General features: G+C 68.6%; 12 protein-coding genes. 5 read left to right on the top strand and 7 right to left on the bottom strand.

The window, feature by feature from the left end; genetic code table 11:
- The first annotated feature begins 113 nt into the window (after nucleotides 1–113).
- From MKK84_RS14235 to MKK84_RS14220, 4 genes are all read left to right on the top strand, one after another.
- Nucleotides 114–329: a hypothetical protein gene (locus MKK84_RS14235; protein WP_243920675.1), complete on the top strand. Its 216-nt coding sequence runs from the start codon at nucleotides 114–116 to the stop codon at nucleotides 327–329.
- Nucleotides 326–1,792, top strand: a complete 1,467-nt coding sequence (locus MKK84_RS14230; protein WP_243920673.1) for a methyl-accepting chemotaxis protein — start codon at nucleotides 326–328, stop codon at nucleotides 1,790–1,792. Before MKK84_RS14235 ends, MKK84_RS14230 begins: the two co-directional genes overlap by 4 nt.
- Nucleotides 1,793–2,005: 213 nt before the next feature.
- Nucleotides 2,006–2,665 carry a response regulator gene (locus MKK84_RS14225; RefSeq protein WP_243920672.1) on the top strand — a complete coding sequence of 220 codons (660 nt, stop codon included), beginning with the start codon at nucleotides 2,006–2,008 and terminating at the stop codon, nucleotides 2,663–2,665.
- Nucleotides 2,666–2,849: 184 nt separating this feature from the next.
- Complete coding sequence (locus tag MKK84_RS14220; protein WP_243920670.1) at nucleotides 2,850–3,140, top strand: hypothetical protein; 291 nt, start codon at nucleotides 2,850–2,852, stop codon at nucleotides 3,138–3,140.
- Between the two features lie 199 nt (nucleotides 3,141–3,339).
- On the opposite strand, the gene MKK84_RS14215 is transcribed toward MKK84_RS14220, so the two are convergent.
- The 6 genes from MKK84_RS14215 to MKK84_RS14190 all read right to left on the bottom strand — a co-directional run bounded on the left by MKK84_RS14215 (nucleotide 3,340) and on the right by MKK84_RS14190 (nucleotide 12,200).
- Nucleotides 3,340–4,812 carry an NAD-dependent succinate-semialdehyde dehydrogenase gene (locus MKK84_RS14215; RefSeq protein WP_243920668.1) on the bottom strand — a complete coding sequence of 491 codons (1,473 nt, stop codon included), beginning with the start codon at nucleotides 4,810–4,812 and terminating at the stop codon, nucleotides 3,340–3,342.
- Nucleotides 4,805–6,817: an acyl CoA:acetate/3-ketoacid CoA transferase gene (locus MKK84_RS14210; RefSeq protein WP_243920666.1), complete on the bottom strand. Its 2,013-nt coding sequence runs from the start codon at nucleotides 6,815–6,817 to the stop codon at nucleotides 4,805–4,807. Before MKK84_RS14210 ends, MKK84_RS14215 begins: the two co-directional genes overlap by 8 nt.
- Nucleotides 6,818–7,129: 312 nt before the next feature.
- Nucleotides 7,130–8,260: a class III poly(R)-hydroxyalkanoic acid synthase subunit PhaC gene (gene phaC, locus MKK84_RS14205; RefSeq protein ID WP_243920664.1), complete on the bottom strand. Its 1,131-nt coding sequence runs from the start codon at nucleotides 8,258–8,260 to the stop codon at nucleotides 7,130–7,132.
- Nucleotides 8,253–9,083 (bottom strand): poly(R)-hydroxyalkanoic acid synthase subunit PhaE, encoded by an 831-nt coding sequence (locus MKK84_RS14200; RefSeq protein ID WP_243920662.1) that lies wholly within the window; start codon nucleotides 9,081–9,083, stop codon nucleotides 8,253–8,255. The genes phaC and MKK84_RS14200 overlap by 8 nt, the downstream gene beginning before the upstream one ends.
- A gap of 245 nt (nucleotides 9,084–9,328) precedes the next feature.
- Nucleotides 9,329–10,504: an iron-containing alcohol dehydrogenase gene (locus MKK84_RS14195; protein WP_243920660.1), complete on the bottom strand. Its 1,176-nt coding sequence runs from the start codon at nucleotides 10,502–10,504 to the stop codon at nucleotides 9,329–9,331.
- Between the two features lie 43 nt (nucleotides 10,505–10,547).
- Nucleotides 10,548–12,200: an acetolactate synthase large subunit gene (locus MKK84_RS14190; protein ID WP_243920658.1), complete on the bottom strand. Its 1,653-nt coding sequence runs from the start codon at nucleotides 12,198–12,200 to the stop codon at nucleotides 10,548–10,550.
- 218 nt (nucleotides 12,201–12,418) lie between these two features.
- Between MKK84_RS14190 and MKK84_RS14185 the strand changes: the two genes are divergently transcribed.
- Nucleotides 12,419–13,909, top strand: a complete 1,491-nt coding sequence (locus tag MKK84_RS14185; protein WP_243920656.1) for a DUF2252 domain-containing protein — start codon at nucleotides 12,419–12,421, stop codon at nucleotides 13,907–13,909.
- A 72-nt stretch (nucleotides 13,910–13,981) separates the two neighbouring features.
- On the opposite strand, the gene MKK84_RS14180 is transcribed toward MKK84_RS14185, so the two are convergent.
- Nucleotides 13,982–14,920, bottom strand: coding sequence for a LysR family transcriptional regulator (locus MKK84_RS14180; protein WP_243920654.1), 939 nt, complete (start codon nucleotides 14,918–14,920; stop codon nucleotides 13,982–13,984).
- Nucleotides 14,921–15,698: the final 778 nt, after the last annotated feature.

The following is a 15,698-nucleotide window of genomic DNA, read 5'->3' as shown; positions in this document are numbered from 1 at the left end:
CACTCGGAGGCGCCGTCGCCCTGATTACCCCCCTGGTACTCCTGGCCGCCCCCCGGTCCGATACCGTGGTGCTTTTCGGCCGCGCGGGATCCGGCTCCGATGCGGTGGTCCGCATGGTGGCCGAGGCGGGCGGGTCGATCCTGATTGTCGATGGTCAGCGGGATGTCGTGATCGCCCGCGCTGATGACTCCGGTTTCGTCCTTCGCCTCTATGCGGCGGGGGCCCGGCTCGTCCTCGACGGCAGCTCGGCCCGCGGCTGCGGTCGCGCCGACCGGTCCCACGCCGTCACCCGCAATTCGGATCCTGATTTCGGACGCTCAGCACGATGAACCACCTCAATACGCTCCGGCTCAAGTTCGGCCGTTCCCTCATCGCGATCCTGTGGGTGCACGTGCTCGTCGTCGCAGGGGCCGAGGCCGCGCTGAATAGCGGCCTGCCGACGCTGGGCTCGATCGCCGCCGTCATGGTCCTGGCCGGAACGGCGACGATGCTCTGGTGGCGGGATCCGACTGGCCGGGCCACGCGCATCGTCAGCGGACTCGCCCTGATCGGCATGGCGGCGATCTTCCTGATCGTCTTCGCCGGGCATCGCTGGCAGGTCGATCTGCACATGTACTTCTTCGCCTGTCTCGCCGTGCTGGTCGGCTGGTGCGACTGGCGCGTGATCCTGGCGGCGACCGTGGCGACCGCGGTGCATCACCTCGCCCTCGATCTGGCTGTTCCGGCCTTGGTCTTCCCGGATGCCGCGACCGATATCGGCTGCGTCGCGCTGCACGCGGTGATCGTGGTGGTTGAAGCCGCCGTCCTGATCTGGGTCTGCCGCACGACGGTCGACTCGTTCCGGGCGCTCGGCCAATCGGAGATGGAGGCCCAGGCGCAGCTGGCTCGCACCAGCGTCCTGGAGCAGGAAGCCGCGGAGGCCCGGGCCGAGCTGGATGTCACACGGCGGAACGCGACCGAGCACCTGGCTCGGACCTTCGAGACGACCGTGGGCGGTATCCTCGATCATGTGTCCAGCGCCGCAGCGGGCCTGCGCACGGCAGCGGCCGACATGTCGGAGACAGCCTCCGATTCGGCGCGCCGGTCGTCGGACGTGGCCTCCTCGGCCGGGGACGCGGCGCGCACGGCCGAGACGGCGGCCGAGGCGACGGCGCAGCTCGGCGCGTCGCTCGGCGAGATCGAGCGGCAGGTGAGCGGCTCCGCCGATCTCGCCAGCCGGACCGCCGCGCAGGCGGCCGAGGCGGTGCCCCTCGTTCAGGAGCTGAGCGCGGCCGCGGAACGGATCGGCGACGTGGTGGCGCTGATCTCGACGGTGGCCGCCCAGACCAACCTGCTGGCGCTGAACGCCACGATCGAGGCAGCCCGGGCCGGAGAGGCCGGCCGCGGCTTCGCGGTGGTGGCGGCCGAGGTGAAGGAACTCGCCAGCCAGACCGCCAAGGCCACCAAGGACATCGCATCGCAGGTCGGCCGGATCCAGACCTCCACGCAGCGGGCCGTCTCCGCGGTGAACGGAATCACCGTGCACATCCGCGACATGAACACCCTCGCCAGGCAAATCACGGCCTCCGTGCGCGACCAGGGCGCTGCCGCCGAACGCATCGTCCGCACGGTCGCGGAGGCGGCGGCCGGCGCCAGCGCGGTGAGTTCGACCGTCACGGCCGTGGCCGAAGCCGTCGAGACGACGGGAACGACCGCAGGCGGCCTTCTGGCTTCGGCTTCTGAGTTGTCGGTCGAGTTCGACACGCTCGGGCAGGAGGTCGGCCGCTTCCTCGCCTCGGTCCGCGCAGCCTGAGCGAACACGGCACGGCGCGCTTCAGCCCGAACGGACCGTGTCGGTGAACCACGGCGCGCTGACCGAGCACCAAGCAGACGGTGGACAGGCCGGTCGGCCCGCTCAGGCCCCGGTGTGAGGGTGGTCGTCTCAACGCCCGCTTGCGCCCCGGGGCCGCTTCGATCAGTTTTCGACGGATCCCGTGAGGATCTTGGGCGAAGGATCGCGTTGTCCGTGCATCTTCTGATCGTCGACGACCACCCGCTGTTCCGTGACGCCCTGGCGGCCACGATCCGCCTCGCGCATCCGGATGCGGTGCTGCACGAGGCCGACGGGATCGAGCCGGCCTGCACGGTGCTGACGGCCAACCGGAATATCGACCTGACGCTCCTCGACCTGTCGATGCGCGGCACCGCCGGGTTCGACGGGCTGATCACGATCCGCGCACGGTTTCCGCGGATCCCGATCCTGATCGTGTCCGGCCACGAGGATCCGCGCATCGCGCGCGAGGCCCTGCAACACGGAGCTGCCGGCTTCGTCCCGAAGGCGATGGACAAGGCGACGCTGACCCGGGCGATCACCGAGGTCCTGAGCGGCGCGCTGTTCCTGCCGCCGGGCCTCGCCGAGGCGAACGCCCCCGCGTCGCGCTCCAAGAAGGCGCCGCTCCCCGAGCGCCTCGCCCGGCTGACCCCACAGCAAGTGCGCGTTCTGATGATGATCCGGCAGGGCAAGCTCAACAAGCAGATCGCCCACGAGCTTCAGGTCGGCGATTCGACCGTGAAGGCGCATGTCTCCGAGATCCTGCGCAAGCTGGAGGTGATCAGCCGGACGCAGATCGTGATCGACACGGCGTCGCTGGATTTCGACCAGATCCACAACGCGCATCCGGCCTAGACGCCGCCGGTCATGACACGGGGTGCGGATCACCGTCGGAGAACCGGCCCCCTCCGCGGACGAGGGAAGCGGGCGGAGACGCCCGACGCCGGTCTTGGACGGGATGGCCGGACGCTCGCCCGCTGAACATTCTCATGGGCTTGGGGTTGGCCTGGGACCATCTTACGCGGACTCAGGAGACCCCATGTCGAAGACGATCCTCGCGCTGGCCATGTCGCTCGTGCTCGCCACCTCCGGCGCGGCGCTGGCACAGGCACCGCATACCGGCGGCGCCAACCAGGGCAACGTGAACAAATCCGGCGCCGTGGGCGGCACAGGGACCGGAACCGGGGCGATGGAGCAGACCGGCTCCACCGGCGCCGGCATGGCGCCCGGCACCAGCGGCGGCCCCCGCGTGAGCACCCCCGGCGCGCCTGCCGGCAGCAGCATGGGCAACGGCACGACCGGCAGCGGCGCTGCGCCGAGCGGGAAGTAAGACGCGCAGCGACCCTAGACGCAACCTGCTCTCCTCCCCCTTGTGGGGCGGAGTTTGAGGTGGGGTATGGTGCAGGATCGAGTGGTGCGGTGCCTTCTGCACCACCCCCACCCCTGGCCCCTTTCCGCAAGCTTGAGCGATCCCGGGCAGGCCCGGGATCGCCAGGGGAGGGGATATGGGTCTCAATGGACCCCGACCATCATGCCACGAGCCCACCCACGCACAGGTACTTCGTGTTCAGGTAATCCTCGATGCCCTGATACGAGCCCTCGCGGCCGAGACCCGATTCCTTCACGCCGCCGAAGGGCGCCACCTCGGTGGTGATGATCCCCTCGTTGATCCCGACCATGCCGTATTCCAGCGCCTCCGCGACCCGGAAGGTGCGGCCGAGGTCGCGGGTGTAGAAGTAGCAGGCAAGCCCGAACTCAGTGTCGTTGGCCATGCGGATCGCTTCCGCCTCGTCGCGGAAGCGGAACAGCGGCGCCAGCGGCCCGAACGTCTCCTCGCGGGCGACATCCATCCCGGGGGTCGCACCGGAGATCACGGTTGGCTCGAAGAACTGGCCGCCCAGCGCGTGCCGGTGGCCGCCCGCGATCACCCGGCCGCCCTTCTCGACGGCGTCCCGGATATGCGCCTCGGTCTTCTCCACCGCCGCCATGTCGATCAGCGGACCCTGGGCGACGCCGTCCTCGAGGCCGTTGCCGACCTTCAGGCGGTTGGCGGCCTCGGCCATCTTCTCCGCGAAGGCGTCGTAGATCCCGTCCTGCACCAGGAAGCGGTTGGTACAGATGCAGGTCTGGCCGGAATTGCGGAACTTGGCGAGCATCGCGCCGGCCACCGCGCGGTCGATATCGGCATCGTCGAACACGATGAACGGCGCGTTGCCACCCAATTCCATCGAGACCTTCTTCACCGTGTGCGAGGCCTGCTCGAGGAGCACCTTGCCGACCTCGGTGGAGCCGGTGAACGTGATTTTCTTGACCAGTGGGTTGCCGGTCATCTCGGCACCGATGGCCCGGGCCGAGCCGGTGAGGATGCTGACCACGCCGGCTGGGAAGCCCGCACGCTCGCACAGCACGCCCCAGGCCAGCCCCGAGAGCGGGGTCTGCGAGGCCGGCTTGATCACGATCGGGCAGCCGGCGGCCAGCGCCGGGGCGATCTTGCGGGCGATCATCGAGGACGGGAAGTTCCACGGCGTGATCGCCGCCACCACGCCCACCGGCTCCTTGGTGACGAGAATCTTGCGGTCGCCCCAGGGGGAGGGGATCACGTCGCCGTAGACGCGCCGCGCCTCTTCCGCGAACCACAGCACGTAGGCCGCCGACATGGCGACCTCGCCGCGGGACTCGGTCAGCGACTTGCCCTGCTCGGCGGTGAGGATCTGCGCCAGATCCTCCTGATGCTCGGTGACCAGCGCGGCGAGCTTGCGCAGCAGCACGGCGCGCTCGTTGGCGGTCTTGGCGCGCCAGTCCGGATAGGCCGCGTGCGCCGCCTGGATCGCAGCCCGCGTCTCCTCGGCGCCGGCATTCGGCACCCGGGCGATCACCGCGCCGGTGGCGGGGTTGGTGACATCGATGCTGCCGGAGCCGGCCTTGGTCCAGGCGCCGCCGACGAGGCAGGCTTCGACCAGCAGGGCGCGATCCTTCAGGGTGGGGGTTTCGAGTTCAGGCATCCAACGGTTCCTTCGGCGGCCGCGGCATGTCGGGCTGGGACATGCCGGGTCGCGGCTTGAGAGGTACGCTCTGGGCCGTATTCCTCGCCTGCGCCTCGGCTTTTGTCTCGAAGACATGGGGAGCCAGATCGCGGCTCGCCAACGAGGCACCGAGTTTCAATCGCAAGAACGCGCTGGTCGTATAGCGCGATGCGGTCTCGTAATACCGATTCTCCAAATAAGCGATGGCCGAGAAGTAGGCGTCGCTGACGGTCGCGTCGATCTCGAACCCGTCGTAATTGGCGATCAGGTGGACCTTGCGGCCGATCTCCTGGCAGGCACGCTCGTATTCCCGGCGTACCAGCTCGACATCGTCGATGGTCCGCACCTGGAAACCTTCGAGATTCGAGAACAGGATGTTGCGCTCCGGATCGTAACTGATCCGCTCCGCGAGCGAGAGGCCCAGCAGCCAGGGCTCCAGCCCCATCACGGTCTCGCGGAACAGGCGCGGATCCATGGGCTTCGGGTTCTGCACGATCGGCGCAAACCCCATCTGCCCGAGGATATCGCGCGCGATATCGATCCCCGGTGCCACCTCGACGAGTTCCATCCCGGCCCGTGTCCGCCGGAAGACGCAACGCTCGGTCACGTAGAGCACCGGCTGGCCGCGGTCGGCCGCGTAGGCGCCCGAGAAAGTCACCTGCTCGACGGCGGCGATGAATTTCCGGGAGCGGCCCTCGGTGAGGATGCGGATGCCGTCGCCCTCGATCGCGACCTTCAGCCCGTCGGCCGTGAAGGTGCCGGCGAACACGAGGCTCTTCGCGTTCTGCGAGATGTTGATGAAGCCGCCCGCGCCTGCGAGCCGCTTGCCGAAGCGGCTGACGTTGACGTTGCCCTCGGCATCGCATTGCGCAAGCCCCAGGCAGGCGAGGTCGAGGCCGCCGCCGTCGTAGAAATCGAATTGCTGGTTCTGGTGCAGCACAGCGGCCGGGTTCAGGGCGGCGCCGAAATCGAGCCCGCCCTGCGGCAGGCCGCCGATCACGCCGGGCTCGGCGGTGAGGGTCAGGTATTTCAGCACCCGCTCCTCGGCGGCGACGGCCGCGATGCCCTCCGGCATGCCGATGCCAAGATTGACCACGCCCCCAGGGGGCAATTCGAACGCGCAGCGCCGGGCGACGATTTTTCTGGCGTCGAGCGCCATCGGCGGGATCCGGTCGAGCGGCACGCGCTGGCGGCCCGTGAAGGCGTGGTTGTAGGGCGTGCCGTAGGTCTGCCGATGGTTCTCCGGCTGGCTGAGCACCACGCAATCGACCAGGATACCCGGGACCTGCACCTCGCGCGGATTCAGCGAGCCGGCCTCGGCCAGACGCTCCACCTGCGCGATGACGAAGCCGCCCGAGTTCTTCGCCGCCATGGCGGCGGCGAGGTTGTCCAGCGTCAGCGCCTCGCGCTCCATGGTGATGTTGCCGGCGGGATCGGCGGTCGTGCCGCGGATCAGCGCGACGTTCACCGGGAACGCCTTGTAGTGGAGCCAGGATTCGCCGCCGAGTTCGACCACGTCGACGAGGTTTTCTGTCGTGACGGCGTTCAGCTTGCCGCCCTCCAGGCGCGGATCCACGAAGGTGCGCAAGCCCACCTTGGTGATGTGGCCCGGCGTATGGGCCGCGATCTCGCGGTAGAGATGCGAGACGACGCCGAGCGGCAGGTTGTAGGCCTCGATCTGGCCTTCGACCGCCATGGCGCCGAGCTTCGGCACCAGCGCCCAATGGCCGCCGACGACCCGCTTCACGAGGCCCGGGAGTGCCAGCCGGTTGAGGCCGCGCTCCTTGCCGTCGCCCGGGGCGGCGGCGAACATCAGGCCGATCCCGTGCGGGCCGTTGCCGGCTTCGAAACGGCGCGCCAGCGCCAGGATCAGCTCGTCGGGTGTGCCGATACCGACGAAGCCCGAGACCGCGACCATGTCGCCATCCTGCAGGATGGCGGCGGCCTCGTCGGCGCTGACGATCTTGTTCTTCAGGCTGCCCATGGGGTGATCCTCGGTGGCCGGACCGTGCGCCTTTCCCTTCCTCGTCTCCGGGCTACGACATTCACACATCGCTGGCCGAGACGCGCTCTCCTCCCCCCTGCGGGGAGGAGTTGGAGGTGGGGGTGGTGCAGAAGGCACCGGACCGCTCGATCCTGCGCCATCCCCACCCCTGACCCCTCACCGCAAGGGGGAGGAGAAACGCGCTTATTCCTCAAACTCGTGGCGTCCGGCAGTGATACGGGAATCCGGTAGCCCCCCTCTGCGGGGGAGGGGAGGGGCGTTGCGCTGTGTGAGGACCGATCAGCGAGCATCCTACCCCCGCTGACCCAGCCAATCGGCGATGCCCGAGCCCAGCAACTTCTGCGCCTTGCCGCCGACAAAGACCCCGACATGGCCGCCGGGCAGACCCATCTCGGTGTAATCCGCAGTGCCGATCTTGTCCCTCAGCGCCTGCGAGGTGGCCGGCGGGATGATGTGGTCGTCCTGCGCGAACACGTTCAGCACCGGGCAGGTGATGGCCTTGAGATCCACCCTCCGGCCGCCAAGCTCGAAGGCACTCTGGACCAGCTTGTTGTCCTGATAGAGATCCTTCAACCACTGCTTGGCAGCTTCACCCGGATGATCCGGTCGGTCGGCGATCCACTTTTCCATCCGCAAGAAATTCAAGAACTTCTTCTTGTCGTCCAGGGCGTCGAGCAGATCGAGGTTGTACTTGGTCATGGTCCGCATCGGCGTCATCATCGAGAACACCGAGCCCATGAAAGCGCCGGGCAGGGAGCCCTGCGCGTCGATCAGCCGGTCGATGTCCTCGGACGTGAGCGAGCGCGTCCAGACGTTGATGAAGCCGTGACCCGCTCGGGCATCGCGGGCATCGGCGTGGAAGTCGATCGGCGTGATGGTCAGCACCATCGCGTTGACGGTCTCGGGGTAAAGCGCCGCGTAGCAGGTGGTGAAGACACCGCCCTCGCAGATGCCGAGCAGGTTCACCTTCTCCCGCTCGGCCGCCTCCTGGATGCAGGCGACGCATTCCGCGAGGTAGCCATCCACGTAATCGTCGATCGAGACGTAGCGGTCGGCCCGCCCCGGATTGCCCCAATCGACCACGTAGAGGTCGAGGCCGAGGTTGAGCAGGTTGCGGACCAGCGAGCGGTCTTCTTGCAGGTCGGCCATCGTGTAGCGGCCGATCAGCCCGTAGACGATCAGCACCGGCGGCAAGCCCTTGCTCTCGGCGAGCGACCGGTAGCGGTAGAGGCTGACCTTGTCCTGGCTCCAGACCAGATCCTTCGGCGTGGTGGCGATCTCGACATCCGCGTCGCTGACATCGGCGAACAGCTTGGCGCCCTCGCTGAGGCGGCGCCCAAGGGTGCCGACCTCGGCCAGCAACGCAGCGGGGGTGAGATTCAGCGGAGCGGCCGGCCCCTTCGGGCTTTCCTGATCAGCCATGGGCGTTCTCCCCGACCTGTGAACCGCCCGCCTTGGACGCCTTGCCGGCCTGCCGGCGCTCGCGGCGGAGCGCCCGGACCTCCCGGCGCAGCTCGGTCAGGCTCTTATGCACGTCGTCGAGCTCGGCCCGGGTCGGCTGGCCGTAGAACTCCGCCAGGAAGGCTGCCACATCCTGCTGGGCGAGCCGGAGATCGGTGGAGGCGCGCAGCACCGCCCGCTGCGAGGTGAGAAATGTGTCCGAGCGCTGGATCTCCAGCAGGACCGTGTTGGCGGTCTCGATCCACCGGCTCATCATCTCACGGGCGGAGGCGAAACTCTCGCCGCGCTCGGCGCGGGCATTGGCCTCCTGGGCGAAGGTGCCGGCTGCACGGGTCCAGGCGTCGAGCATCACGGCCTGATGCTCGCTCTGCGCCCGCCGAAGCGCCGTCCAGGCGGTGAACAGGGCCGCGTAGCGCCGCTCGGTCTGCCACAGGTCGGCAAGCTGCGGGCCTTCGGACATGCGGGTCAGCGCGGAATCGAATTCGGCCGAGCCGCCGAGCCAGGCCTGCGGATCGAAGATTTTGGCGAGCACCGCGCCGGCGGTTGGATCCGGCGCGCCGGGACCGCCCTGGAGCGAGGCTGCGAGCGTCTGCGACAGCGCGGTCGCGGAGGTCCAGGCCTCGGTCAGCTTGGCCTGCGCCGTGGTGAGCCCGGTCAGATCCGTCGTCGGAAAACCTGGCCAGCCGAAGCCGGGGGTGGCTTGCCCGGTGCCGGGGGTGAAGAAGCCCGCGCCGGCCCGGGTCCAAAGCTCGCCCATGGCCCGGAACGCGTCGAACTGGTCCATGCTGGCGTTCCCCCCGGATTTCCGACTCCGCGATGACGCGGAGCGTGTCGTCAGCTCACAGACCCGTCCGGACACCCATCCAAACCGCCGATCTCCAATCCGATCCCCTCATCCTGAGGTGCCGGAGCGCAGCGGAGGCCTCGAAGGAGGGCTCCAGCGAGCCACGTAGTCCCTGGAACCCTCCTTCGAGGCCCGCTGGCGCGGGCACCTCAGGATGAGGTTGAGCGTCAGATGCGGAATCGGCGTCACGCCGCCGGTCGTGCCTCGCCCAGCGCCTCGGCGTAAATCTTGAAGGCGTCGTCGTAGGTGACCTCGCGCGGGTTGTTCACGAGGAGCCGCGTCTGCTTCATCGCGTCGGTGGCCATCCGCTCCAGATCCTGCCGGGCGACGCCGACCTCGGCGAGGGAGGCCGGCACCTTGCAGTCGCGGCAGATCGCGTCGAGGCTGTCGACGAAGCGCTTGGCGGCCTCGGCCGGCGGCAGGTTCGCGGCGGCGGGATCGAGGATCGGCGCCAGCTCGGCGTAGAGCGCCTCCGCGTGGGAGAGGTTGAAGCGCATCACCCCCATCAGCACCAGCGCGTTCGAGAGCCCGTGCGGCACGTGGAAGATCGCCCCGACCGGATAGGCCAGCGCGTGCACGGCCGCCACCGGCGCGTTGGCGAAGGCCATGCCGGCCAGCATCGAGCCGAGCAGCATGCCGGAGCGTGCCTCCAGATCCTTGCCGTCCGTGCAGGCCGTGCGGATGTTGGCCGACAGCAAGGCCAGAGCCTGCTTGGCGAGCTGGTCCGAGATCGGGTTCTTCTTGTTCTTGCTGGTGAACGCCTCGATGGCGTGGACCATCGCGTCGATGCCGGTGGCCGCCGTGACGTGGGACGGCAGCCCCAGCGTCAGCTCCGGATCGAGCACCGCCCAGTCGGGCAGGAGCTTTGGCGCGACGACGCCCTTTTTCTCGGTGGTGGGTGTCGTCACGATCGAGATCGGCGTCACCTCGGAGCCGGTCCCGGCCGTGGTCGGCACAAGGATCAGCGGCAGCCGGTCGCCCTTGGCGAGACCGACGCCGTAGATCGAATCCAGCGGTTCATCCGACTTCGCGAGATAGGCCACGAGCTTGGCGGTATCGAGCGCCGAGCCGCCGCCGATCGACAGGACCAAGTCGGTCCCGAGCTCCCGGGCGCGCTTGGCTGCCGCCTCGATCACCGTGGAGGGCGGATCGGCCACGACATCCTCGTAGACGTCGAGCGTGATGCCGGCTTCCGCCAGAGCCGCCTCGGCGGCCTTCGTGAGCCCGGCGCTGCGCACGCCCTTGTCGGTGACCAGCAACACGCGCTTGGCCCCGAAGCTGCCAACGATCTCCGGCAGTTTCTTGGAGGCGCCGGCCTCGAACAGCACGTTCGGCGTGGTCTGGAAGGTGAACGGGTTCATCGCACTGCCCTGTCTTGCTGGCCGACCGTTGGTGAGACCGAGGTCACTCGGCCGGCTCGAAATCCTTCACCTTCTCGCGCAGCTCCTCGACCAGCACGCGGGTGTTCTCGGAATAATCGATCGGCACCGCCACGAGGTGGACGCCGCCTTCCGCGAAGGCGCGGTCCAGGGTCGGCACGAGGTCGTTCACCGCTTCGACCCGATGGCCCTTGGCGCCGTAGGCCTGCGCGTAGAGCACGAAATCCGGATTGCCGAAGGTCATGCCGAAATCGGCGAACTTATCGACCGCCTGCTTCCAACGGATCATCCCGTAGGCGGAGTCGTCGAGGATCAGAACCACGAGGTTGAGCTTGAGCCGCACCGCGGTCTCCAGCTCCTGGCTATTCATCATGAAGCCGCCGTCGCCGCACACCGCCATCACCCGGCGGTTCGGATAGAGCATCGCCGCCATCATGGCCGAGGGCAGGCCGGCGCCCATCGTGGCGAGCGCGTTGTCGAGCAGTAGCGTGTTGGCCACGTAGGTGCGGTAGTTCCGGGCGAACCAGATCTTGTACATGCCGTTGTCGAGGCACACGATCCCGTCCTCCGGGATCACCCGGCGGACGTCGCGCACCAGCCGCTGCGGCGTCACCGGGAAGCGGTCCTCGCCGGCGCGGTCGGCGATGTGGTTCAGGATGTGCTCGCGCAGCGGCAGCAGGGCGCCGGCATTCGGCAGCTTGCCCTCCAGCCGGTCGGCCAGGATCTTCAGGGTCGGCCCGAGATCGCCGACCACCTCGGCATCGGGATAATAGACCTGCTCGACGTTGGCCGGCATGTAGCCGATATGCAGCACCTTCTGGTCGGCCTGGCCCATGAAGAAGGGCGGCTTCTCGATCGTGTCGTGGCCGATGGCGATGATCAGGTCGGCCCTGTCGATCGCCTCGTGGACGTAATCGCGCTCGGACAGGGCGGCGGTGCCCATGTACAGGCTGGTGCCGCTGGCGACCGTGCCCTTGCCCATCTGGGTGGTGAAGAATGGGATCTGGGTGCGCCGGACGAAGCCGCCGAGATCGCCCGTGGCGCGCGGCCGGCTCGCGGCGGCGCCGAGCATCACCAGCGGGCGCTTGGCCTTGAGGATCATGGCGGCGGCCCGGTCGATCGCGGTCGGGTGGGCGACCGGGATGTCGATCGGGTGCGGCGGCACCATGTTGGCCTCGGCCTCCTCGGCCGCGATGTCCTCGGGCAGTTCCAGCAGAACCGGCCCGGGCCGCTCCTCGGTGGCGACCCGGAAGGCGTCGCGCACGATCGCGGGGATCGACGAGGCGGAGACGATCTGGCGGGCCATCTTGGTGATCGGCTTCATCGAGCTGATCACGTCGACGATCTGGAACTTGGCCTGCCGCGAGGACAGGATGCCCTTCTGGCCGGTGATGATGATCATCGGCATCGCGCCGAGATGCGCGTAGGCCGCGCCGGTGGAGAAGTTCAGGGCGCCCGGGCCCAACGTCGAGAGGCACACGCCCGGCCGGCCGGTGAGGCGGCCATGGGTGGCCGCCATGAAGCTCGCCGCCTGCTCGTGGCGGGTGAGCACCAGCTCGATCTTGGACGTGCGCAGGGACTCGACGACGTCGAGGTTCTCCTCGCCGGGGATGCCGAAGATGCGGTCGACCCCCTCGTTCTCGAGGGCGGCGACGAGGAGATCTGAACCCTTGGGCATGCGAGGTCTCGCTGGTGCGTCGGCGTATCGGCGTCGCTCGGCGAAGAATGTCTTGGCGGCGCGTGGGGTGGTTAGAGAGCCGCCACCGGAAGTGGTCAAGACCGGTTCAGGCCCGAACAGTCACAGAGGCGGCGCGATGCTATCTCCACCAGACTTGCCGCACCCCGGAACGTCGCTGCACGGTCAAGGTTGTCGAGCGGTCAGGGAATTTTGAATACATGGAACGGACGGCCATCGAGCAGGACACAGCGGCGGACATGGCCGCCGGGGCGACCGAGCCGGACACGGGTCCGGTTCTGGCGCCGATCGCGGATTTCCCGCGCATCGACCTGCGCGTCGGCGTCGAATCGTGGGACAAGCGCCGTCAGGTCGGGAAGGCGCTCCGGGATGCGGTGCCCCACGCGGCCCTGGGCGAATGCGCGGACGATCCGGACCGGCCCGACCCGATCGCCCTGATCGAGGCAGCCCATGAGGGGCGCCAACCGCATCTGATCCCGTTGCGGGTCGCCCGGATGGCGACTTCGCCCTTCGCGTTCCTGCGCGGGGCCGCGCATGTCATGGCCTGGGACCTGTCGCGCGGGCACCGCAGCGGTATCGACGTGGTGATGAACGGCGATGCCCACACCGACAATTTCGGTCTGTTCGGCACGCCCCAGCAGGACATCGTCCTCGATCTCAACGATTTCGACGAGGTGACGATCGGCCCGTGGGAATGGGACCTGAAGCGCCTTGCCGCCGGTCTCGCGATCGCGACCGCGGAGGCCGGCGCCTCGGCGCGCGATTCCCGCGCGGCGGTCATCGAGGCGGTCTACGGCTACCAGCATACGATGCGGCGGCTGGCGCCCCAGGGCTCCCTCGATATCTGGTATCAGACGACGCGGGTCGACACGCCCCACATCTCCGGGCTGCGGCTTGATGCCGAGGGCCGGGCCGTTGTGCGGCACGCGGTGGACAAGGCCCGGCGGCGGAACAACCGGAGCCTGCTGTCGCAGGTGGCGGAACGACGGACCGACGGGAGCTGGCGTCTCAAGACGGACGCGCCGATCCTGACCCCGGTGGACGACGCCACGCGGGAGAGCGTCGTCACCGGTTTGGAGCGCTACGCCGAGACCCTGCCGCGCGAACGGCGCTTCATGCTCGATCGCTACCATGTGGTCGACGTGGCCCACCGGGTCGTCGGTGTCGGCAGCGTCGGAACCCGGGCCTATCTGGCCCTGCTGTTCGGCAATTCCGACGCGGACGCGCTGTTCCTCCAGGTGAAGGAGGCGGTCCGCCCGGCCCACGCGCCGTACCTGCCGGGGATGCCCGATCCTTACGCCGGTCACGAGGGCGAGCGGGTGATCTACGGCCAGCGCCTGCTCCAGGCGGTGGGCGATCCGCTGCTCGGCTGGACCAGCATCGCCGACCGCCCGTTCTACGTGCGCCAGATGAAGAACCTGAAGGGTGCGATTCCGCTGGCGCGGATGTCGGGGGCCTCGCTTCAGACCTTCTCGTATGCCTACGGGACCCTGCTGGCCCGTGCCCATGCCCGCACCGGGGATGCGGCGGCGATCACCGGCTATTGCGGCAGCGGCAAGAACGATCATCTCGCCGCCGCGATCGCCGACTGGGCGAGCGCCTATGCGGGGCGCAACGCCGCCGACTTCGCGCTGTTCCGCGACGCGATCGCGAGCGGGCGGCTGGAGGCCGCGGAGGATCCGTGCCTGTAGAGCATCAACCCGAAAGGTGGTCGCTGGCTTTCGGAAAACGCTGATGCGAAGACAAGGATCTCGAGCATCGCGTCAGATGATGCCGGGCGGCGGTGGCTCGTGGGCGAGCCGCACCAGCAGGTCCCGCAGCCAGCGATGGGCCGGATCGCGGTCGTAGGAGGCGTGCCAGAGCATCGAGACGGCGACATCCTCCAGCGCGACCGGCACCGGGCTCACGCTGAGTTCCAGCGCACTGGCGAAGGAGATGGCAAGCCGCGCATGCATGGTGGCGATCACCGGCGCGGCGCGCACGAGGAACGGCACGACCAGGAATCGCGGCGTGGTCACGGCGAGGGTCCGCGACCGGCCGATCTGGGCGAGCGCGTCATCCACCACCCCGTGGGCCGTCTCCCGCAGGGAGGTCAGCACGTGGGGAAACCGCAGGTAATCGTCGAGGCCGATCGGCGGCTCGAGGCCGATCAACGCGGCGTTGAACAGCACCACGTAGCTGTCCCGGTAGAGCAGCCGCTGCTTGTGGTGGATCTGCCCCTCCGAGAACAACCCGATGGCGATATCGACCCGGTCGGCATCGAGCTCGTCGAGGATTCGCGACCGCTCGACGGAGCGCAGCAGCAGCCGGATACCCGGCGCCTCCCGGCGGAGCTGCGCGATCAGGCGCGGCCCGAGCAGCACCTCGACGCTGTCGGGCAGGCTGATCGTGAAGGATCGATCCACGGTGGCCGGCTCGAAGCGTTCCTCACGATGGACCAGCGCCTGAACCTGCCGAAGAGTGGCGCGCAGGGGTTCGGCGATCTTGAGCGCCCGAGGCGTCGGCCGCATCCCGTCCGGTGCGCGGGTCAGAAGCTCGTCGTCGAACAGGCGGCGCAGGCGGGCGAGGCTCGAACTCATCGCCGATTGGCCGACCCCGATCCGGGCCGCCGCCCGGGTGACGCTGCGCTCATCGAGGAGCGCGTCGAGGGCGACAAGGAGATTCAGGTCGATCCGGCTGAGGTCGATATGGTCGATGGCCACGGGCGATTCGGTCTGTCGGCGTTGGGCTGAGCTATAGCAATATCAGGGCGGGTTGGACTTTTGCGGTCCTTCTCTTCCGCGCGCGTTGCGTTGCATGCGCATTCTTATCAAGGAGAGAGCTGACACCGCGCGTCTCCCTCCCCGCTCTGCGGGCTAACGGATTCACTTTTCTCTGCCGAACAGCGAGCCCTTGAAAAACGAGCGCGTTTCCCCTCCCCCTTGTGGGGAGGGGTCAGGGGTGGGGGTGGTTCAGGATCACGCGTGACGGTGCCTTCTGCGCCACCCCCACCTCCAGCTCCTCCCCACAAGGGGGAGGAGAGCGCGTCTCCCCCAGCCGATGTGTGAATATCGTAGTCTCTGCCAGGGAGGGTGGCCCCTGCCTCAGCAGGGGTCGGGAGAGGGGAGCCCGGCGTCAGGATTAGGCGCGACCCACACGCAGCACTGAGCTTTGTCTCGCACCGTCGCTCCCCTCTCCCAACCCCCTTTGGGGCCACCCTCCCCCGCAGAGGGGGGAGGGCAGCGCGTTGGCCTTCGACCCGGATTGTTCTGCAGCTGTCGAACGCGTCGAACCGCGATATGCAAACATTGTAGCCCCTCTGCAGGGTAGGGGGGGCCGGCGGCCGGTCCCGCGCCATCCTTGACAATGTTCCTATTTTGTGCTCATTAGCCGCCACCTGTCCGCGGCGGCCTGGGAGCGATCCCGGGGCGTCCTTCGGGGGCCCGCCCGGTGGCTGACTGGGCGGGTCCGGGGACGGGGCGGTGCCCGCGTCGGTGGCTC

This window comes from Methylobacterium sp. E-065 (genome assembly GCF_022829605.1).
Taxonomy (GTDB): domain Bacteria; phylum Pseudomonadota; class Alphaproteobacteria; order Rhizobiales; family Beijerinckiaceae; genus Methylobacterium.
The sequence above is the reverse complement of the archived record's forward strand: the minus strand, read 5'-3'. Positions and strand labels throughout refer to the sequence as shown.

Excerpts from the sequence above, each read along its gene's own strand:
- MKK84_RS14235 (WP_243920675.1), top strand. The coding sequence starts at position 114 with ATGGTGGCCGAGGCGGGCGGGTCGATCCTGATTGTCGATGGTCAGCGG.
- MKK84_RS14230 (WP_243920673.1), top strand. The coding sequence starts at position 326 with ATGAACCACCTCAATACGCTCCGGCTCAAGTTCGGCCGTTCCCTCATC.
- MKK84_RS14220 (WP_243920670.1), top strand. The coding sequence starts at position 2,850 with ATGTCGAAGACGATCCTCGCGCTGGCCATGTCGCTCGTGCTCGCCACC.
- MKK84_RS14215 (WP_243920668.1), bottom strand. The coding sequence starts at position 4,812 with ATGCCTGAACTCGAAACCCCCACCCTGAAGGATCGCGCCCTGCTGGTC.
- MKK84_RS14210 (WP_243920666.1), bottom strand. The coding sequence starts at position 6,817 with ATGGGCAGCCTGAAGAACAAGATCGTCAGCGCCGACGAGGCCGCCGCC.
- phaC (WP_243920664.1), bottom strand. The coding sequence starts at position 8,260 with ATGGCTGATCAGGAAAGCCCGAAGGGGCCGGCCGCTCCGCTGAATCTC.
- MKK84_RS14200 (WP_243920662.1), bottom strand. The coding sequence starts at position 9,083 with ATGGACCAGTTCGACGCGTTCCGGGCCATGGGCGAGCTTTGGACCCGG.
- MKK84_RS14195 (WP_243920660.1), bottom strand. The coding sequence starts at position 10,504 with ATGAACCCGTTCACCTTCCAGACCACGCCGAACGTGCTGTTCGAGGCC.
- MKK84_RS14190 (WP_243920658.1), bottom strand. The coding sequence starts at position 12,200 with ATGCCCAAGGGTTCAGATCTCCTCGTCGCCGCCCTCGAGAACGAGGGG.
- MKK84_RS14185 (WP_243920656.1), top strand. The coding sequence starts at position 12,419 with ATGGAACGGACGGCCATCGAGCAGGACACAGCGGCGGACATGGCCGCC.